15 protein-coding genes, 1 rRNA gene and 1 pseudogene are annotated in these 20,186 nt (G+C 67.0%); 7 read left to right on the plus strand and 10 right to left on the minus strand.

Annotation, left to right across the window (positions count from 1 at the left end):
- Nucleotides 1-117 (minus strand): 16S ribosomal RNA (locus VI123_RS00005); the annotation flags it as partial.
- A 662-nt stretch (nucleotides 118-779) separates the two neighbouring features.
- Nucleotides 780-1,088: a non-histone chromosomal MC1 family protein gene (locus VI123_RS00010; RefSeq protein WP_004516406.1), complete on the minus strand. Its 309-nt coding sequence runs from the start codon at nucleotides 1,086-1,088 to the stop codon at nucleotides 780-782.
- Nucleotides 1,089-1,335: 247 nt separating this feature from the next.
- Between VI123_RS00010 and VI123_RS00015 the strand changes: the two genes are divergently transcribed.
- The 3 genes from VI123_RS00015 to VI123_RS00025 all read left to right on the plus strand — a co-directional run bounded on the left by VI123_RS00015 (nucleotide 1,336) and on the right by VI123_RS00025 (nucleotide 3,198).
- Nucleotides 1,336-1,533: a hypothetical protein gene (locus VI123_RS00015; protein ID WP_004516407.1), complete on the plus strand. Its 198-nt coding sequence runs from the start codon at nucleotides 1,336-1,338 to the stop codon at nucleotides 1,531-1,533.
- Between the two features lie 93 nt (nucleotides 1,534-1,626).
- Complete coding sequence (locus VI123_RS00020; RefSeq protein WP_336336044.1) at nucleotides 1,627-2,679, plus strand: quinone-dependent dihydroorotate dehydrogenase; 1,053 nt, start codon at nucleotides 1,627-1,629, stop codon at nucleotides 2,677-2,679.
- A gap of 39 nt (nucleotides 2,680-2,718) precedes the next feature.
- Nucleotides 2,719-3,198, plus strand: coding sequence for an RDD family protein (locus VI123_RS00025; RefSeq protein ID WP_336336045.1), 480 nt, complete (start codon nucleotides 2,719-2,721; stop codon nucleotides 3,196-3,198).
- Nucleotides 3,199-3,395: 197 nt separating this feature from the next.
- Here the strand turns inward: VI123_RS00025 and pheT are convergent, their stop codons facing one another.
- The 5 genes from pheT to VI123_RS00050 all read right to left on the minus strand — a co-directional run bounded on the left by pheT (nucleotide 3,396) and on the right by VI123_RS00050 (nucleotide 10,447).
- Nucleotides 3,396-5,132, minus strand: a complete 1,737-nt coding sequence (gene pheT, locus VI123_RS00030; protein WP_336336046.1) for a phenylalanine--tRNA ligase subunit beta — start codon at nucleotides 5,130-5,132, stop codon at nucleotides 3,396-3,398.
- Nucleotides 5,132-6,643, minus strand: a complete 1,512-nt coding sequence (pheS, locus tag VI123_RS00035) for a phenylalanine--tRNA ligase subunit alpha (RefSeq protein ID WP_336336047.1) — start codon at nucleotides 6,641-6,643, stop codon at nucleotides 5,132-5,134. Before pheS ends, pheT begins: the two co-directional genes overlap by 1 nt.
- Nucleotides 6,644-6,918: 275 nt before the next feature.
- Nucleotides 6,919-8,553, minus strand: a complete 1,635-nt coding sequence (locus VI123_RS00040) for a tryptophan--tRNA ligase (protein ID WP_336336048.1) — start codon at nucleotides 8,551-8,553, stop codon at nucleotides 6,919-6,921.
- 111 nt (nucleotides 8,554-8,664) lie between these two features.
- Entirely contained in the window at nucleotides 8,665-9,666 is a 1,002-nt protein-coding gene (gene endA, locus VI123_RS00045; RefSeq protein ID WP_336336049.1) for a tRNA-intron lyase, read from the minus strand.
- Nucleotides 9,667-9,724: 58 nt separating this feature from the next.
- Nucleotides 9,725-10,447, minus strand: a complete 723-nt coding sequence (locus tag VI123_RS00050) for a PDDEXK family nuclease (protein ID WP_336336050.1) — start codon at nucleotides 10,445-10,447, stop codon at nucleotides 9,725-9,727.
- Between the two features lie 304 nt (nucleotides 10,448-10,751).
- Here VI123_RS00050 and VI123_RS00055 point away from each other — a divergent pair, with 304 nt between their 5' ends.
- The gene (locus VI123_RS00055) at nucleotides 10,752-13,877 is read left to right on the plus strand and encodes a methyl-accepting chemotaxis protein (RefSeq protein WP_336336051.1); all 3,126 of its coding nucleotides are present in this window, start codon (nucleotides 10,752-10,754) and stop codon (nucleotides 13,875-13,877) included.
- Nucleotides 13,878-14,002: 125 nt separating this feature from the next.
- Here VI123_RS00055 and yciH read toward each other — a convergent pair whose 3' ends face one another.
- Nucleotides 14,003-14,302: a stress response translation initiation inhibitor YciH gene (yciH, locus tag VI123_RS00060; protein ID WP_407066966.1), complete on the minus strand. Its 300-nt coding sequence runs from the start codon at nucleotides 14,300-14,302 to the stop codon at nucleotides 14,003-14,005.
- A gap of 142 nt (nucleotides 14,303-14,444) precedes the next feature.
- Between yciH and VI123_RS00065 the strand changes: the two genes are divergently transcribed.
- Nucleotides 14,445-15,101, plus strand: coding sequence for an HAD family hydrolase (locus VI123_RS00065; RefSeq protein ID WP_336336052.1), 657 nt, complete (start codon nucleotides 14,445-14,447; stop codon nucleotides 15,099-15,101).
- Nucleotides 15,102-15,207: 106 nt separating this feature from the next.
- On the opposite strand, the gene VI123_RS00070 is transcribed toward VI123_RS00065, so the two are convergent.
- Both VI123_RS00070 and VI123_RS00075 read right to left on the minus strand, forming a co-directional pair.
- Nucleotides 15,208-15,447: a hypothetical protein gene (locus tag VI123_RS00070; protein WP_336336053.1), complete on the minus strand. Its 240-nt coding sequence runs from the start codon at nucleotides 15,445-15,447 to the stop codon at nucleotides 15,208-15,210.
- A gap of 205 nt (nucleotides 15,448-15,652) precedes the next feature.
- Nucleotides 15,653-18,022, minus strand: a complete 2,370-nt coding sequence (locus VI123_RS00075; RefSeq protein WP_336337350.1) for a DEAD/DEAH box helicase — start codon at nucleotides 18,020-18,022, stop codon at nucleotides 15,653-15,655.
- A gap of 174 nt (nucleotides 18,023-18,196) precedes the next feature.
- On the opposite strand from VI123_RS00075, the gene VI123_RS00080 reads away from it, so the two are divergent.
- Nucleotides 18,197-19,078, plus strand: coding sequence for an NmrA/HSCARG family protein (locus tag VI123_RS00080; protein ID WP_336336054.1), 882 nt, complete (start codon nucleotides 18,197-18,199; stop codon nucleotides 19,076-19,078).
- Nucleotides 19,079-19,179: 101 nt separating this feature from the next.
- Nucleotides 19,180-20,115, plus strand: a pseudogene (gene lipA, locus VI123_RS00085) (lipoyl synthase); the annotation flags it as partial.
- Between the last annotated feature and the right edge of the window lie 71 nt (nucleotides 20,116-20,186).

The following is a 20,186-nucleotide window of genomic DNA, read 5'->3' on the forward strand; positions in this document are numbered from 1 at the left end:
CTGTAGGGTAGTTTGGCCACGTGTTACTGAGCTATATGCCACGAGTCTAAACTCGTGCGACTAGCATGGCTAAATCGGACTCCGATAGCAATGGCCTCCGGCAGGATCAACCGGAATGTATCCCGGCACGAGGCCGGGGGGTTAGGCGGGATCACACCCAGATGATGGGTGTGGTCGCTATCGAAGGGTGTTCGAGGACACCCGTCGACCGAGTGTCACCGAACTATCAGGGCTAACATCAGATCCCATCTTGACGGCGGACCGCAGGGGTGGAATCCTCATTTCTTCGGACCTGATTGTTGTCTCGAAGCCACCATAAAGGCTTCGAGTTTCGTTGGCGAGCAGACCCCGCCAGGCCCGTGTCGGCAGGGGTTCGAGCACCCCGACCGAACGTCGTTCGCGTTCTTTCCGAGTGCCCTGTTACACTTAAGGGCATCGGAACGGGCTCGCGTCGAATCGCACGACGCGAGCGACCTTCGCGTTCATTCCGAACACCCTGTTACACTTAAGGGCGTCGGAACGAGTCCGTTCGTTCGGGGGGCGTCGCCCCCTGACCGCGTTCGCATTACATTCCGATGGGTGAGCCACACTTAACCCCGTCGAAGGAAGTCGCCCGCGAGACGGAATTACACGGGTGTGAGTGTCCCACACGTGTATTGACGGAACGTACGTGCTATCGAGTAGACGGACTACAGAGGCACACTTCTGCCCGCGCGCACACGCGAGCGTGGCTACTGAACCACCAGTGATGTCGTCACCGAAAACGTCGGGATTGCGACCTAGATTTCGTCTAGGTGTTCGACGCCCTGCTTCGAGACGTTCCCCTTCGTGATGTCGCCGGGCATCCAGTCGGGTTTGTCGTCCGGTGCCTCCTCGACCCACGCCCACGCTTCGTAGATGTGGACCTTGTGGGTCCCTTTCTCCCGGAGTCGTATCTCCTCGGGGTCAGCCTGGTCTTCGCCATCGGCCGGTTCGAGTCGACGTGCTGCCTTCAGTGCAGCCTGCCGAGGTGTGCCGCCGGAGAAGACGCTCGATTCGTCACCGTCTTCGCGCAGTGCGAAGTTGCGCTTGTCACTGTCGGGTGCCATGGATTTCACCGCTCCATGCCAATTCAGCACATGCCAGAACATAAATATACCCCCCAATCCGGCCTCCGTCTGGGGGTGTTTATATACGCTCGCACAGTCACACGCCCTCTGACCGCCCAGACCGGCCGCTTCAGCCCGGATATTCGGGTCGAAATCGTCACGCGCGCCTGTGAAACCACCAGCCAGCGGCCGGCGGCACGGTAGACTTAAGTGTATCCTGCAGTGAAGTGCGGAGTAGGATAGCGCGATGGTGCGAAAGAAGAAGCTCAGCCCGAGTGGCGCCAAAGATGAGGACGGCGAGTACCACAACGTACATATCAACATTCATGAAGACGAGCTAGCCGTCGCCGGGATGGAGATCGGCGACGAGGTGTTCGTTCGCGTCCGCGACAACAAGATTATCATCCAGAAGGCCGACCCCGAAGAGGTCGAGCACGACTTTTGAGGCACCATCGACGGTGACACAGTGCCACCGGGCGGGGCCGACGACGCCCGCTGTCGGCCGTTCACCACCGTTCTTCGAGCCAACACAGCACACATGAGACCCTACGATATCGCGAAGCCACTCCTGTTTTCACTGCCAGCGGAAACCGCCAACCGGAGCGTCCACCGACTGCTGGAGGCAGTCGACGGTACGCGGGTCGCCGACGCGATGGCCGACCGCTACACCGTCGCCGACGACCGCCTCGCGGTGAAAGCGTTCGGCCACACCTTCGACAACCCGGTCGGCGTCGCCGCCGGGTTCGACAAGAACGCGACTGTCCCGGAGGCCCTGGCGTCGCTTGGATTCGGGTTCGCGGAGGTCGGCGGCGTCACGGCCGAGCCACAGGCGGGGAACGCGCGGCCGCGAATGTTCCGGCTCAGGGAGGACGAAGCCATCATCAACCGGATGGGGCTGAACAACGACGGTGCCGTCGTCGTCGGCGAGCGGCTGAAGCACGTCGACGCGCCGTTCCCAGTCGGCGTCAACATCGCCAAGACGGAACACGTCGGGACGGACGCGGCCCCCGGCGACTACCGGACCACGTACGAACACGTCGCCGAGGGCGGGGACTTCTTCGTCGTCAACGTCTCTTGCCCCAACTCCGAGGGGTTCGAGGAACTCCAGAACCGCGACGCGATGGAAGCCATCCTCGGCGAACTACAGGACGCGGGCGCGGCTCCCCTGCTCGTGAAGCTCTCGCCGGACCTCCCCGAACCGGCCGTCGAGGACGCGCTCGACCTAGTGACCGAACTCGGTTTGGACGGCGTCGTCGCGACCAACACGACGACGGAGCGGCCCGCGAGCCTGCGCTCGCCCAACGCCGTCGAGACCGGCGGCCTCTCCGGAAAGCCCATCGAGAACCGGGCGACCGAGATGGTGCGGTTCGTCGCCGAGCATGTCGACGTGCCCGTCGTCGGCGTCGGCGGCGTCTCGACGCCGGAAGGCGCGTACCGGAAGATTCGCGCCGGGGCCTCGCTCGTCCAGCTGTACACCGGCCTGGTCTACCGCGGCCCGTCCATCGCCCGCGAAATCAACGAGGGCCTGCTCGAACTACTCGCGGAGGACGGCTTCGACTCGGTCGAAGACGCCGTCGGTACGGACCTGTAGCCGGCGAATCTTGAAGTGCCGGTGCGGCGAATCACCGCCATGGCCGACAGTCCCCACACCCTGTACATCGCCGCCTGGGACGACCGCTTTCTCGCGTGGCTCCTCGACGTCGTGCTCGTCGGCATCGTCCTCTCGGCATTGGGGGAGGCCGCGGGCGCGTTCTCGCTCGTGACCGGCAGCCTCTCGTTTACCTCGCCGTTTGCCGGTCTGAACGGACTCGGCCTGTTCGTCTACTGGACGGTCCTCGAAGGTCGTCAGGGGCAGTCAGCGGGGAAGGTCGTCATGAACATCGCCGTCAGGGACGAGCGTGGCAAGGCCATCGGCTACGGCACGGCGGCCATCGAGAGCTTCGGAAAGGCGTTTCTGCTTCCCCTCGACGTCCTCGTCGGGTGGCTGGCCTACGAGGAGGAAGGGCTGCGGCTGTTCAACAAGCTCTCCTCGACTATCGTCGTCGAGACTGACGAGGAGGAGACCGGGAAACCCAGCGACGTGGAGTACGTATACCCGAGCGAGAAGTGAGAGCCCGAAAACCGACTACGCTCCGCTCGCAGTGAAGCTACGCCAGCGCGTCCAGTCGGAACTCGAACGCCGCCACCGGCAGTTCCAAGTCGTGTTGCAACCACCTTTTTCCGCATCGGGTAGCCTCGCTCACTCCGTTCGCTTCGGCACCACTCGCGCAAAAACGTGGGCGAAAAACCGACTGCTCGGAGTCGAGGCTACGCCAGCGCGTCCAGTCGGAACTCGAACGCCGCCACCGGCAGTTCCAAGTCGTGTTCGACGAGCACCTTCGGATGAATCTCGCCGACGACGCCGACCGACTCGCCGTCGAGGACGACCTCGGCGGCGCGGCCGCCGATGAACGACGGATGCGTGGTCGGGGGCGTTTCGAGGTCCTTGTCGAAGGCGTCGGCCAGCGCCTGCAGGCGGGCCTTCGCGTCCTCATAGGAGGCGTCCGTGCGCGCGAGCGCGCCCGAAACGGTTCGGTGTTCCGCGACGCCGGTGTTCTCCGAGTCGTCGAGGCCGGCGGCCAGCCCGATTTCGGCGAGGTCCTGCGGGTAACTCCGGTGCGTGTTGTTCTCCAGGACCATCATGATGGAGGGCAGCGCCCACGTCCGGAGGATGGTGTAGTCCTCGCTGTAGGGCTCCTGGATTGTGACCGGGTCGGCCAGGCCGACGGCCTCGGCGTCGCCGTCGTCCGGCATCGGGAGGTTCATCCGCTCGAAGTTCTCGGCCTCGTTGGTCATGTGGAAGTTCAGCAGGTCCTCGAAGCCCAGGCCGACCAGGGCGTCGCGGGCGGCATCCTCCAGTCTGGACCGGTCGTGGCGGCCGCCGACCGTCGACACGTCGGGATAGGTCGGTTCGAGGCTGTTGAACCCGAGCGCCCGGCCGATGTCGTCGATGATATCCAGCGGGTGGATGACGTCGACGCGGTAGGGCGGGACCTCGACCTCGTAGGCCGCGGCGTCGGTCTCGATGGCGTCGAGGCCCGCGCGCTCGGCGTAGTCGACGACCTCGCGGCTGTCCAGCGAGACGCCGAGGATAGACTCGATGCGGTCGTGCGTGACCGTCTTCGTCCGCACCGAGAAGTCCGGCCGTTCCAGGGTCTTGCCGGCGTACTCGCCGGGCGCGTCGTCGGCGTAGGACACGTCGACCTTCTCGACCTGGCCGCCGCGGGCGGCGAGCGCGTAGCAGACGATGTTACACATGTGGTCGATGGTCCACTGGTCGGTCCCGGTCATCTCGATGAACAGGTCCCGGGAGTCGACGCTGACCTCGGTCCGGCGACCGTTGATGACCGGCGGGAACGAGAACAGACCGATTGCGTCGTAGATGGCCGGCACGCGGTCGAAGTCGGCCACGAGGTCACCGTAGGTCTGGCCGGTCTCGTGGGACGCCATGACCTCGCTGGGCGTCATCTCCGCGTCAGCGTCCAGCGGGACGAACGTCGCCTCGTCGGGGTCGGCGCTGGTGTAGGTGATGGACTTGCCTGTCTCGTCCGTGACTGAGTCGCCTTTCAACATCGTGAGGTCGTGGACCCCAATCGCGCCTTTCGCCCGCTTGCGGCCCATCGTCGCGTGGAGCTTCTCCTGCAGTTGGATGAGCGACTCCAGCGCGGCGTCGTCCATGTCCAAGCCACGGACGACGGCCCCGGTGACGTACGGGCGCTCGTCGGGCTGGTCCTCGACCTCGATGGTCCAGTCGGCGCTGTTCGTGTTGGGGACGTCCACACCCCGGTCGTCGCCGTAGTGGTACCGCAGCGACCGCGCGACCCCCTCGACGGAGAGGCGGTCGAGGCGGTCCGGGGCGAACTCCAGTTGGAACTCGTCGTCCTCGGTCCAGCCCTCGAACTCCAGGCCGAGGTCGAACAGGTCGGACTTGAGTTCGTCGTCGTCTTTCTCGTCGTGACCGGTCAGGTACCGCAGTTCGTCGGGGTCGACGTCGACGACCGGCATCAGTGCATCACCTCCGTCTCCCGAAGCAGTTCAAGGTCACACAGCGTCCCGTGCACGTCGCGGATGTCCTCGAAGCCGTACATGAGCATCAGCAGGCGCTCGAGAGAGAGCCCCCACGCCATCACGTCGCAGTCGACGCCCAGCGGCGTGAGCACCTCGTCGCGGAAGATACCGGAGTTGCCGACCTCGACGACCTCGCCGGTCTCGGGGTGGGTGCCAAAGAGTTCGAAGCTCGGCTCGGTGTAGGGGTTGTAGTGGGGCTTGAACTCGATGTCGGTGATGCCGAACTGCTCGTAGAACTCCGTGAACGTCCCCATCAGGTCCCGCACGGAGAGGTCCTCGGCCATCACCCACCCCTCTATCTGGAAGAACTCCAGCAGGTGGGTCGGGTCAAGCGTGTCGTTGCGGTACACCTTCTCGACGCTGAAGTAGCGCTCGGGCGGTTCGAGGTCGCCGACCTGGTGGCCCGAGAGGTAGCGCATCGACAGCGAGGTGGTGTGGCCCCGCAGGTCCATCCCGCGGGCGATGTCCTCGGTCCAGGGCGAGTGATACCCCTCGCCGTCGGGGCCGACACCCTCCTTGTGGGCCGACCGGACCCGCTCGACGAGGTCGGCCGGTAGGTCCCGAATCTCGTCGGGCCGTTCCAGCGCGAACTGGTCCCAGTGGGTCCGTGCCGGGTGGTCCTGGGGCATGAACAGGCAGTCGTTTATCCAGAACTGGGCGTCGGCGTGGGGGCCCTCCATCTCCTGGAAGCCCATCCCGACGAGCGTGTCTTTCACGCGGTTGGCGGTCTGGCGGAGGATGTGCTCCTTGCCGTGGCGCACGTCCTCGGCGTCGGCCTCGACGTTGTACTCGGTGAACGCCACGTCCTCCCACTCGCCGCTGGTGAGCAGTTCGGGCGTCAGCTGGTCGACGGTCTCGGCAGCCTCGACGCCCTCCATCAGCGCGGTGACGCCGTCGTCGGTCAGCCGCACTGAGCGGACGGTCTCCTCGCGTACGTCGACGAGGCCGCGTCGCTCCAGTTGGTCGAGCGCGTCCGCGTTGGCGTCCTCGACGCGCCCGTCGGCGACGGCTTCCAGCGCGAGCATCTCGGGGTCCGCGCCGGGATCGGCGTCGGGGTTGGCCGTGATCTCGCCGCTGTCGATGTCGCCGTAGGCCTTGCGGGCGTAGTTCGACAGCGCGATGTCGACGGCGCCGCCTTCGAGACCCGAGGCACCGATGACCTGCCCCATCTGGACTGGGGCGTCGGCCGCGCCGGCGTCCGTCGCCGCGGCGTAGAGGTCCTGTTCGGGCAGGCTCTCGCGGACGTACTCTGCGCCTTCCTCGGTGAGTCCGTAGTGTTTGAGCGTCTCCTCGGAGACGGCAACGAGGCCGTCGTCTTCGAGTTCGAACGCCGCTCTGGTGGCTGCTTCGGGCTTGAGGCCCGCGTCCTCGGCCACCTCGTCGATTCGTCTGTCCTCCTGTGCGTCGGCGGCCTGCAGGACGGCCACCTGTGCCTGTGGTCGTTTCATACGGGTGTCTCGGTCTTGTGGGGATAACCGCGGGTCGCTCAGTTAACGGTTCTCACTTCCCGCTCGTGGTTTCGTCCGCCAGCGTCTCTCGACGCCGTCAGAGTCCACGCACGGTCAGGCGGCGAAAAAGAAGCCGAACCCCTGTCTGTCGGATGGCTGGCGCGCGACGCCGGCACGGTGGGATTCGGGTGCCATGTCTCAGCGATTGTGACTGACGAGCAAAAGCGTTGCGCGTGTGGCCGTCCCGACACGAGCCGGGAGAGGCGACCTGCCGCTCAGTCCGCGCCCGAGCGCTTGCGGTCGGAGTCAAGGTCGATGTCCAGGTCGTCGAGCTTGTCTTCCCACTCCGCGCGTTTCTCCTGGTGCTCTTCGAGGAACTCCGCCATCAGTTCGGCGGCCTGCTCCTTGCAGCCGCCACAGAGGCGCTCGCCGCCGACGCATTCCTCGTAGACCTCCGTGGCGAACTCGTCGTCGTCGCCCGACAGCAGGTAGGCGTACAGCTCGTAGACCGGGCACTCGTCGGCCTTCCCGCCCTTCTCGCGCTGTTCCTCGGCCGTGGAGCGGCCGCCCGTCGTCGCCGACTTCACCTTGTCGTAGCCGTCTTCGGGGTCGTCGAGCAGCGAGATGTGCGAGGCCGGAATCGAGGAGGACATCTTCCCGCCGGTGAGACCAGTCATGAATCGGTGGTAGATAGAGGACGGCGGGAGGAAGCCGTAGCCGCCGGTGTCGAGTTCGACCGCTCGGGCCAGGTCTTCGGCCTCTGCGTGGTCGAGGTCGAAGGCGTCGACGTGCTCGTCGTAGACGCGCTTCTCCCCGTCGATAGCCTCAATGAGCGCCTCGAAAGCCCCCTCAGTGGCGTTACGGTCGAGGAACCGAACCCGCGGTCGGAGTGGCTCCTTGCCCGCCTCGTCCAGTTTCGCCGCGACGGCCGCCAGCGCGTCCGCGGGGGCCTGCCGGTTCTCGCGGAGCCAGTCGGCCGCCTCGCCACAGCGGGGCCGGTCGGGCTCCTCGGCGTAGTCCTCGCGGGCGTCGTAGGCCTGGCGGAGGAGCGTGCGCTCGGCCGCGTCGGCCGCGAAGCTGGCGAACGCCTCCGTGACGCCGAAGTACCGCATCCGCGCCGCGAGGTCCCGCGCGAGGCGCATGTGCGGGTCCTGGTCCGGGCCGACGGGGATGACCGTCGGCTTGGGCTCGTCCAGTTGCGGGTAGAGGATGTCGGCCATCTGCGTGACGACCGACTGCATGTGCGAGACGTCGGTCTCGCCGTCGAAGTCGTAGATGGCCTGCAGTTCGGAGAAGTTCGCCTCAGCCCCGAGTTCGAAGGCGAGGTCCTGCACCTCTCGGTTGTCGGACTGGCGGTAGAGCGTGCCGTCCTCGGGGTCGAACCCGAGCGCGAGCAGCGAGAGGACGTAGTCCGTCGCGTGCTCGTCGATTTCGTCCCACGTGAGCCCGCGGGCGCTGTGGGCCTCCAGGTCGGCGATAAGCGCGTGTGCGTCCCCGCCCTGCTGCTGGTGCCAGATTATCTCGTCGAAGACGAGCTTGTGGCCGATGTGGGGGTCGCCGGTCGGCATGAAGCCCGACAGCGCGGCGAAGGGGTCGTCGTTGCGCATCGCCTCGGCGACGGGGCGGTAGTCGCGGTGGCCGAAGATGACGCCCCGGCGCATCAGGTAGTGGGGGTTCGGCACCTCGGGGAGCACCTCGTCGAACGCCTCGATACCGAACTGTTCGAACAGTTTGCGGTAGTCAGCGATGGTCGAGGAGCCCCACGGGTCCAGCGTCGCCTCGTCGGCCCCTTCGGCCTCGGTGCCGCCGTCGGCGCGCAGGGGCGAGTCGGACGCCCGCCACTGCCCGCCCGACTTGTGGCGGTCCTCGTCGGGCGCTGCGTCGTCGTGGTGGGAGTCGTCCGTCGTCATGGATGTGGTCGGCTCGCGGTGAGCCACGTTACAGGTGCTTTGGTCCCGGTCGGCGCAAAAAGGGTTCGTTTCCGTGCGCCGAGCTGGCGGCGGTCCCAGCGCCCGACCGACTCAGGGCGTCAGCCGTTCGACGGCCACCCACTCGGTGTCGTCGCCGGTCGTGAGCGCGAACACCATCGTCTTCCGGACGCCGTGGGCCAGGCGCACGTCCAGCGCGAGGTCCCGCGGCTCGAAGCGGTGGTCGGCCGACAGCACCCGGACCAGCAGCTCCGAGTGGCCGAGGTTCTCGGCGCTCTCGACGGCGGCGTAGGTCCGGAAGTCGGCGCCGAACTTGAAGCCGGTCTTCGGGGCGACACCGCTGGCCCGGAGCGCCGTGTACACGGCCAGCCGGCGGTCGAACCGGTCGCCCTCGACCTCGCGGCCGCGCTCGACGACGGCGTCGGTCCCGCCGTCGACGGTGAGCAGCCCCTCACGGGCGAGATACGCGGCCTCCACGAGCGAGAGCTGGACCGCGCCGTCGTCGCCGAGCCGCTGGCCGTAGAAGGCCTGGTCGTACAGTTCCGCCGGCGGCTCCCAGCAGACCACCCGCTCGGCGAGCAGTTCGCCCGCCGTCGCCGGCACGACGGCGTCGCTGGTTCCGGAGACGTCGCGCTGCTCGGTGTCGAGGTAGGTCACTTCGCTCTCCTCGTCGACGACGGCGAGGACGCACTCGCCCAGGGCCGCCGCGTCGACGGTGTCGCGCTCGCCGACGACCCGGACGCGGTAGGCCACGTCGTCGTCCCACGGCCCCTCGCCCCGCGGGTAGACCACGAAGTCCGCGCCCGCGGCGTCGTCGACCCACCCTTCGCGGGCCGGCGTGAGGTAGAAGCCGCGGTCCCGCAGGTCTTTGTAGACGGCGAAATCGACCTCTGAGACGGCGGCCGACCCCAGGAACGCGCGGAAGTCCATCCCGTCGATGCTCTCGATGTCCCCACGGTAGAGGAGGTGTGCGGCCTCCACCGGGGCCAGGTCGATGTCGCCGTCGCGGACCCGACCGTAGCCACGTGAGTCGTAGAACCGCTCGCGCGCCTCGTACCCGGCCCGGACGACGTCACCGTCGAGCGTCAGTTCCATGCTCCGACGTGGCCGCCGCGGCGACAAAGCCCCTGCGGGTCCGGGCCGCTAGCGGCGGTCACTCGGACGCCGCGCAGGCGCTGTCCAGGCATCGGCGGCCGCCGGCTGTCTCGAACAGGGGCAGGCCGCAGTCGCAGTCGCCGACGACGAGTCCGGACGGCATCGAGAAGCCGGTGTCGCAGTCGGGGTAGTGTTCACAGCCGGCGAGGAGGCCGCCGCGGCGGAGAATCAGCAGGTCGCCTTCGCAGTTCGGACAGGCCCACTCGCGGTCGAAGGCCGCGGTGACGGCGTCGTCCAGCGAGTCACACGCCCGGTCGAGACACAGTTCGAAGGCCCGACCGCGTTCCACCCGAACCGTCGGCAGGCCGCAGTCGGCACAGCGACCGGCGGTGACCTCCGCGTCGGTCGGAATCCCGTAGGAGGCGTCGCAGGCGGTACAGTCGACGGCGCTCCGGGCGCGGACCAGGGTGCCGGGACAGTCGGGGCACTCGGCCACCGGGACGCCCGCGCTCGTCGCCGGGTAGCGGGCGGTGCCGTGTTCCTCGTGGGAGACGACGCGGAGGAGTTCGTCGCCGTCGCGGGCGGTCACCGTCCCGTCCGCCACGGCGACGCTCTCGGCGCGCGTGAGCCACGCGACCGGCTGGTACCCCTCGGCGTCGTGGACGAGCACGGTGTTGTCGGGCTTGACTACCACGAGGACGGTCCCGCGCTGCTCGCGCTCGCGGGAGCCCTCGAAGACGGTCGTACACTCGCCGGCCAGCACGTGAAATCCGTCGTGCATGGACCGGCCTGGGCCCGTGCTGGTATTTGAACGTTCACACGCGGTCCGTGTCGCATAACTATTATATCAAACAAATATTTGAATCGACAATACGTCGGAACATGACAGCGGTCAGTTCAGTCGTAACTGTGTGAAGTCGAATCCGCTAATCCACGTATATTAGCGTTGTGGCCGTTGGTTATCAACGTGGAGAATCGGGAGTAAGAGTTAACTTCGATATTATACGAGCCGAGGTATGGACCTACAAATAAAGCTAATAGTTTTACTTCTTACAATTTCGCTGGCACCGCTTGCCGGGGTCGGAGTGCTCTCGGCCAACAGCATGGGCGAACTGAACCAGAACGCTCAGACCCAGAGCGGGAACTACTTGCGGGGGGCGATGACCGACCAGTTGAACAACAGCGTCGAGGCGCGACAGGAGGGCATCCAGAACCAGGTCAATCAGCGCGAGGTCGACGTCCGGTCGCTGGCGAACTCCGGGACGATGGAGAACTACCTGGCCGCACAGGACGGCGAGATGGAACTCGTCCAGGCGTCGAGCCAGCGGCAACTCGGCTACATGTCCCTCCAGATGCGCACCAGCATCGACAACGCGATGCAGATGGTGCTGGAAAAGCAGTACGACGGCCGGGACTGGGAGGACCTCTCGCCCTCGGAACAGGCGCAAGTGAAGCAGGAAGTCGAGACGATGATAAGCGGCACGTCGGGCGACCGGACGCGGGCGGGCGGGACCATGTACGACTCGTTCCAGCCCGGCTACCTGGGTGACACTGGGTACGCGTACATCACCGACAGCGACTCCGACGTCGTCGTCCACCACAGCCTCGACGACGGACACAACCTCGTCGAGGACAGCGGCGGGACGCTGGTCGTCTTCGAGGACATCGAGTCCGAAGTCGAGTCCAACCAGACCATCCGCGACGGCGAGGCGTGGGGCATCGCCGAGTACGAGTGGGAGGACACGACCCAGGAGGGCAACCCCGAGATGACGAAGTTCATCGCCTACACCTACTACGAGCCCTTCGACTGGGTCATCGCGCCGAGCGTCTACTACTACGAGCTCCAGCAGACCGCGGTCGAGGACGCCGAGGGCGAGATGGCAAACTCCTTCGAGCGGTACCTCCTGACGCGGACGGTCACCGTCGGAGACGAGGAACACCTTGCCTACGAGCAAATCACGTTCGCGGGACCGGACGGAACGGAGATACTCCACGCCGACCGGAGCGGCCGGGACGTGACCACCGGCTCGGACAGGGCGACGTCCTACGCCGACGAGAACTGGTTCACCAGCGCGAAATCCGGCACGCAGGGCGAGGCCTACTTCGACGAGATAGAGACCAGCGACGGCCACGAGACGCTGTACGTCTCGACGCCGGTGTACGACGACAGCGGGACCTTCCGGGGCGTCATCGCTGCGCAGTTCAACTACTCTATCATCACCCAGACGACGAACCGCGTCACGGTCGGCGAAACCGGCTACCTCTACATCCTGAACGACGCGGGCGAGATAGTCAGCCACCCCGACCAGCGGATGGTCGACCAGCGGACGAACGTCGCCGACGGAGAGTACGGGGCCGAGCTGGGCGAACTGGCCCAGTCACGGATGCTCGCCGGCGAGTCGGGGATGACGACCCACACGAAGACCGTCGAGGGCGAGGGCAACGAGACGCGGTACGTCGGCTTCGCCCCGCTCCAGTTCGGTGACAAGCAGTTCACGCTCGTCGCGACGGTCCCGGCCGAGGACATCAACGGACCGATTGCCGCGCTCGGGGCGGCGCTCGAATCCACGACGGCGTCGGCCCGGAACCTCCTCATCGCGCTGTCGGGCCTCGCGGCCGTCGCGGTCGCGGTGACCGGGTACGCCGCCGCCAGGTACATCTCGAAACCTATCGTGCAGGTCCGCGACCGCGCGATGGCGCTGTCTCAGGGCCAGTTCGACCGGACGGAGGACATCTCGACCGGCGACGACGAAATCGGCGAGATGGTCGACGCCTTCGAGGAGATGCAGTCGAACCTGAACCGGCAGGTCGACCAGATAGAGTCCGTCAGCGACTCGCTCAGCGAGGGCCACCTCGACGAGGACATCGAGACCGACCTGCCCGGGAAGTTCGGCGAAATAATGGAGGGGCTCGAAGACGGGATGACCCAGCTCGGGGCGAGCTTCGACGAAATCAGCCGGGCGAGCCGGAACGTCCGTGCCGGGGAACTGGACCAGGACCTCGACACCGACCTGCCCGGTGACTACGGGGCCGTGATGCGGGAACTCGGCTCCGGGCTCGCACAGCTCTCGGAGAGCTTCGACCAGCTCGAAGCCGTGAGCGCGGACCTGCGGGAGGGGCACCTGGACCAGGACCTCGATACCGACCTGCCCGGGGCTTACGGCGAAGTACTCGAAAACATCGACGAGGGCCTCGACGCGGTCGACGAGAGCATCGCCAGGGTCCAGTCGATAGCCCAGGACGTGAGCGAGGCCAGCCAGGAGGTCGCCACGAGCACGGCCGAAATCGAGGAGGCCAGCCAGGAGGTCGCCGAGTCGGTCCAGGAGATATCCAGCGGTGCCGACACCCAGTCGGAGAACCTCCAGGAGGTCGTCGACGAAATGAACGACATGTCCGCGACTGTCGAGGAAATCGCGTCTTCGTCGGTCGACGTGGCCGGAACGGCTCAGGAGGCCGCCGAGCGGGCCCAGGAGGGGAGCGAACGGGCCGCCGAGGCGTCCTCGGAGATACGGGAAATCGAGGACGGGGCCGACGAAGCGGTCGAGCAGGTCGCCGCCCTGGAGTCGGAGATGGAGGAGATAAGCGAAATCGTCGGGATGATAACCGACATCGCCGAGCAGACCAACATGCTCGCGCTGAACGCCTCCATCGAGGCCGCGCGGGCGGGCGAAGCGGGCGAAGGGTTCGCCGTCGTCGCCGACGAAATCAAGTCCCTCGCGACGGAGGCGGGCCAGGCGACCGAGGAAGTCGAATCGCTCATCGACGAAATCCAGTCGTCGACGGGCGAAACCGTCGAGGACATCGAGGAGATGCGCGACCAGGTCGAGGAGGGCGTCAGCACCACCGAGGACGCTATCGAGATGTTCGAGGAGATAGAGGAAGTCGTCGACGACGCCGAGAGCGGCGTCGCGGAAATCAGCGACGCCACGGACGAGCAGGCCGCCACCACCGAGGAGGTCGTGGCGATGGTCGACGAGGTCAGCAGCGTCAGCGAGGAGACGGCCGCCGAAGCGAGCAACGTCTCGGCCGCCTCCGAGGAGCAGTCCAGTTCGCTCACCAGCGTCTCCGAGAACGTCCGGTCTGTCGCCGGCCTCGCGGACGACCTGGAGGAACTGGTCGACGAGTTCGAGGTCACCGACGACACGGCCGACGCGAGCGGACCGGAGTCGCTGGGCGGGGACGGAACCGGGTCCGCCGTCGGGGACGACTGAACGGCGGCGTCCCTACTACCCGGTCGTCGAAGCCCACGAGATGTCGACAAAACGCAAGACTGCTTTTCAATCGCTCGGTGCGTCAAGCAGACGTGTCCAACGCGGCTGCGGGCTACCGCTGCGAATCAACCGTCGACCGCGAACCCTTCGTCGTCGAGCGCGTCGCGGAGTCGTCTCCCGTGGTCGCCCTGGAGTTCGATGCGGCCGTCGCTGACAGTGCCACCGACCGCGAGGCGGCGCTTGAGTGTCGATACGAGCGCGTCGAGGTCGGTCGAGTCGTCCTCGAACCCGGCGACGACGGTCACCGGCTTGTCGTACCGCCGGGACTCGACGCGGATGGAAACACGTTGCTGTGCCCGAGCGAGGTCGTCCCCGACGCCAACCTCGTCGGGTAGCCCCGTGATGTCGCTGAAGTCGTTGCTCACTACGGATTACAGTACGTCGGCCGCGAGCTTACGGGTGTCGTCGGCGCACGCCGAACGACTCGCCGGTCGCCCAGAGCGCGGCCCGGGCGGGGAGTGCCGGAAGTCACAACAGCCAAAGCCGTCGGCGCTCGATTGGGTGGCAATGAGCGACATTCCCGCCGGCGTCTGTTTCGACATGGACGGCGTGCTCGTCCAGTCCGAAAACCACTGGGTCCGCGCACAGCGCGAGGACATCCTCCCGACGGCCGCGCCGAACGACGACATCCCCGTCGCGGCGATTACCGGCCGCGATTACACCGAGGTGTATCCGGACCTCGCCGCCGAGTACGACCTCGAAATCAGCCGCGAGGCGTTCGAGGCGCTGTTCGAGGAGCACGGCGAGCGCATCTACGGCGAGCACGCGACACTGCTTGCGGGCGCACACGACCTGCTCGACGACCTCCGGGAGGCCGGCGTCGCGCTGGCGCTGACCACGTCGGCCCCGTGGGCCTGGATAGACGTGGTCGACGAGCGGTTCGACATCCTCTCGAAGTTCGACGCGGTGGTCAGCGCCGAGGACGTCGACGGGCCCGGCAAGCCCGAACCGGACATCTACGAGCGCGGCGCGGCGGAACTTGGACTCGCCCCCGAGGACTGCTGGGCCGTCGAGGACTCCACCATGGGCGCGCGTGCGGCCGTCGCCGCCGGCATGCGAACAATCGGGTTCCGGGGTGACGGCGACGAGACGGACCTCTCGATGGTCCACGCGGTCGCAACGGACGCCGAAACGCTCCGCGAACGGCTGTTAGGCGGTGTGTAACGGACCGAAGAGGGGCACTACTGTCAGGCACATCGGGACGAGAGTGCGTCGAGCGCGCGAAAACGAACGTCGAGGAGCCAGCGTGGCGGGGAGGACACCGGCCAGGTCAGGCTGAGTCGGCGTAGCCTCGACCCGCCAGCAGGCCGAAGACGTTGAGGGCGACGACACCCACGAAGACGAGGAAGCTCTGGCTGTCCAGCCCACCCAGCAGCAGCGGCGGGTACGCGAGCGGCGTGACGATAGCCAGCCAGAACGCGACGAACTGTAGGGGACGAGTGAGTGACTGGAGGTCGACGCTGCTGGGGGCGGCCTTCGTCGGGGAGCGGAAGGGCGATGCACTGGACATTGTGGGCTTCCTCGATTCTTCCTATGGACCCATACCCCCATATAAACGCCAGACCCTTGCGGTGAGTTCGCGTTCTTTACCGAGCGTTAACGGGATTTCAGCACCTTTCAGCGATGTTTCACGGACCGGCGTAACGCTTTCAAACACCTTTGTAAATTTTATAACGCGTTTTGAAGCCGTCTCGGGAATCCGGGACGGACGCCGCTTACCGGACCAGAACCGACCGGGTTTCGGTGACCGTCGGGAGCGGCAGCGCGGGGAACGCGACCTCGACAGTGAACGTGAGTTCGTCGGCGTCCGCGCCGAAGACGGCCACGGGGAGCGTTGCCTCGCCGAGGTACGACGGCTTGGCGGTCATCTCACGGCCGTTGACCGTGACCCGCAGGCCCGCGCGGGCGCTGCCGCCGGTGTTCCTGACCGTCACCTCCCGCATGTCGTTGTCGCCGGGCGCAATCGTCTCGGGGAACTCGCCCCAGTCGACGGCGACGACGGGGAGGTCCCGGGCGTTCGAGAGCACCTGTTCGGCGACGCCCTCCGAGAGCCCGGCACGGACCAGGCCGTCTTCGCCGGCCTCGACCACATCGGCGGGCGAAGACAGGCCCGCGGCGGCGAGCTTGCCCGCGCGACCGCTGCCGACGCCGTCGATGGCGGTCAGTCCCACCGCGTCGGCGCTGATGCCGTGTTCGACGCGGGCCTCGACCCGGCAGGCCAGGTTCGCGTAGCGGGCCGGCCCGAGCGTGTCGACGAACTCCCGGAGCGCGGCCAGCAGGCGGAGCGCGTTCTGGCGGATGACCCACGCGTCGCTCTTGAGTTCGGTGGGCGTCGTCCCGGTCATCCCCGACCGGAGGATGGCCAGCACCTTCCGCTGGCCGGCGTCGAGGGACTCGTCGACGCTGTCCCCCAGCACCGCGTGGACGGCGTCCTCCTCGTCGGAGCGGGCGCTGACGCTGTCGAACTCGGTCGCGCCGGCCACCGCAGTCAGCAGGTCGTCTTCGTCGACGGTGACTCCGGTGTCGGGGTCGGCGGCGTCCTGACACCGCTCGGCGATGTCGGCGAACCGTCGGGCCGTCGACAGCCGGAGGTAGAACTTCGAGGCCAGCTGGCCGAGTCGCGTCGGCTCGACCGAGAGGCCGTCCTGCTCGACGAAGCCCTCCGAGACGAGCGCCGAGAGGGTGTCGCTGACCCGCTGGCGCAGGTCGCTGCCGGCGTCGTACTCGTCGGGCGCGGACTGCGAGCGGGCGTAGTAGAAGGTCGTGGCGAGCCAGTCCATCACGTCGTCCACGTCGCCGATGGTCCCGAGCGCGATTTCGGCGTTGAGGTGGGCGTCGAGTTCGGCCGCCAGCCGCGACTCGATTTCCTTGCCGTCCCTGAGCAGCCGGCGGTACTTGTCGGCGTCCGAGCGGTCGCAGACGACCCAGGCGTAGCCCATATCGTCGTAGCCGGGCCGGCCCGCGCGGCCGAGCATCTGGAGCACGTCGAGCGGGCTCATGTCCACCTCGCCCTCCAGGGGGTCGTGCAGTTTGGTGTCGCGGATGACGACGCAGCGGGCGGGGAGATTTACCCCCCACGCCAGCGTCGAGGTCGAGAAGAGCAGCTGAATCTTCCCCTGCTTGAACCACTCCTCGACCCGGTTCTTGTCCTCGCGCGCGAGGCCGGCGTGGTGGAAGCCGACGCCGTCGAGCACGGACTGCCGGAGCGTGTCGTTCGAGAGGTCAGCGGCGTCGTTGTGGAAGTCGTAGTCCCCGCGTGCGCCCATCGGCACGTCGCGCTCGGTAATCTCGTCGCGGGCCTTCTTCGCCGCCTGGACGGTGTCCTGCCGGGAGGAGACGAACACGAGCGCCTGGCCCTCCTCGCGGATGTGGGGCTCGGCGAGGTCGAGCGCCCGGTAGAGGCGGCGGTACTTGTCGGCGAAAGCGTTCTCGCCGTGGGAGTAGGTCTTCACGTCGGCGTTCAACGGCACGGGCCGGTACTCCTCGCCGAAGGCGAAGGTGGTCTCGTCGGGGGCGTCGAGCCAGTCGGCCACGTCGTCGATGTTCGGCATCGTCGCCGACAGCGCGACCACGCGCGGGTCACAGAGCCGGCGCAGGCGCGAGACGGTGACTTCAAGCACCGCCCCGCGACGGTCCGAGTCGAGCAGGTGGACCTCGTCGATGACACAGCAGTCCACGTCCGTGATGAAAGAATAGCGGCTCGTCTCGTGTTTCCGCGTGGCCGAATCGGCCTTCTCCGGCGTCATCACGAGGATGTCGGCCCGCTCGGCCCGGCGGGGGTTCAGGTCCCGCTCGCCGGTGACGACGTACACCGAGTACCCCAGGTCCTCGAAGCGCTCCCACTCGCTTTCCTTCTCGTTTGTGAGCGCGCGCAGCGGCGCGAGAAAGAGCGCGGTCCCGCCCTCGGCGAGGGTCTTGCAGATGGCCAGTTCCGCCAGCGCGGTCTTCCCGCTGGCCGTCGGGGCGCTGACGACGACGTTGTCGTCGCGGTTCAGCAGGGCCGGCAGGGCCACCGACTGCATCCGGTTGAACTCCTCGAACGGGAAGGCGTCGGCGAAGTCGGGGAGCACCTCCGCGACCGCCACAGTCGGCTCGCTGTCGGTTCGGGATGGCACGTCACAGTCGCAGTTCCGCGACGGCAAAGGCGTTTCTATGGGCGCGCCTGCGCCGGCGATGGGCCGACGTGCCGCCCCTCTGACGACCGTGCTATCACGGCTCCCTGCTAGTTTATCTATATCTTCGTCGTATACTCATACGTTATGAGAAACATACTCGTCACCGGCGCAACTGGCACCCAGGGCGGCGCAGTCGTCGACCACCTCCTCGCTGACAGCGAACAGTGGGAAATCTACGGCCTGACACGCGACGCGTCCAGCGACGCCGCCGAGGCCCTCGAAACCCGCGGCGTCACCGTCGTCGAGGGAGACATGACCGACGCCGACCGGATGGCAGAGCTCGTAGAGGGCATGGACGCCGTCTACGGCGTCACGGCGTTCATGGAACACGGGACCGATGTGGAAGTCGACCAGGGCGTCACGCTGGCCGAAGCCGCGGCCGATGCCGGCGTGGACCACTTCGTTTACAGCTCCGTCGGCAGCGCGGACGCCGACACGGGCCTCCCGCACTTCGAGTCGAAGTGGGCCGTCGAACAACGCATCGAGGAACTCGGACTTCCCGCGACGGTGGTCCGCCCGGTGTTCTTCATGCAGAACTTCGCGTACATGATGCGTGAGGACATCATGGACGGCCAGCTAGCGATGCCCCTGGAGGAGGGCGTCTCCCTGGCCGTCGTCGACGCGGACGACATCGGCCAGACCGTCGTGGCCGCACTGAGCGACCCCGACGCGTTCCTCGGCGAGGTCGTCACGCTGGCCGGCGACGACCTGACGCTCGAGGAGTTCGCCGCGGCGTTCAGCGAGCAGTTGGGCCACGAGGTCCGGCCGGTCCACGTGGACGTCGCGGACTACCGGGAGATGGCCGGCGACGAACTGGCCGACATGTTCCAGTGGTTCAACGACGTGGGCTACGACATCGACATCCCCGCGCTGGCCGAGTGGGGCATCGAGACCACGACCTTCGAGGCGTTCCTCGCCGACAGCGAGGCCTGGCAGCCGACGGCGGCAGCCGCCGGCGCACAGTAGGGCCGTCGTCCGGGGTAGGGACCGTTTTACATCGTCTTCGAATCGCTCACTGGCCGCGCGCATAGGGGAACCCAACTTCTTTTGACCGGAGTCACCAAGAGAGACCAATGAGTCGTTCGCGCAAGCCCGACTGGCTGAAGATGCGGCCGCCGTCGGGCGAGCGGTTCACCGACATCAAGCGGACGCTCCGAGACCGGGACCTCAACACGGTCTGTGAGGAGGCCAACTGCCCCAATCTCGGGGAGTGCTGGAGCGGACGCGACGGCCCGGGGACGGCGACGTTCATGCTCATGGGCGACCGCTGCTCGCGGGGGTGTAACTTCTGTGACGTCGAGACGGGCGGGATGGAGCCACTGGACCCCGACGAGCCGGAGCGGGTGGCCGACGCCGTCGCGGAAATCGGGCTGGACTACGTCGTCCTCACGAGCGTCGACCGCGACGACCTCCCCGACCAGGGCGCGAGCCACTTCGCCGAGACCATCCGCGCCATCAAGGACCGGGACCCCTCGATTCTCGTCGAGTGTCTCGTTCCGGATTTCCGGGGCGAGCCGGACCTCGTACGGCAGATTATCGACGCCGACCCCGACGTCATCGCCCACAACGTCGAGACGGTCGACCGCCTCCAGTGGCCAGTCCGGGACCGCCGGGCGGGCTACGAGCAGTCCCTCGCGGTGCTCCGGCAGGTCGACCGCGAGAGCGACGTGTACACGAAGACCAGCCTGATGTTGGGCGTCGGCGAGTACGCCCACGAGGTGTACCGGACCCTCTCGGACCTCCGGCAGGCCGGCGTCGACGTGGTGACGTTGGGCCAGTACCTCCAGCCCTCCCGCTCGCACCTCGAAGTGTCCGAGTACCTCCACCCGGACGTCTTCGACACCTGGCGGCGGGTCGCCGAAGAGGAGTTCGGCTTCCTGTACTGCGCTTCGGGACCGATGGTCCGCTCGTCGTACCGGGCGGGCGAACTGTTCGTCGAGAGCGTCCTGCGCGAGGGGCAACGCGCCGACGAGGCGCGGGCCGACGTCCGCGCGAGCGACTGATACGTTCGAGTTATCCCGGCGAGGCGTCGTTGGGCTGGAATCGGAACAAACGGGCCACGGCGAACGAATTG

Source organism: Haloarcula sp. DT43 (genome assembly GCF_037078405.1).
GTDB lineage: Archaea > Halobacteriota > Halobacteria > Halobacteriales > Haloarculaceae > Haloarcula > Haloarcula brevis.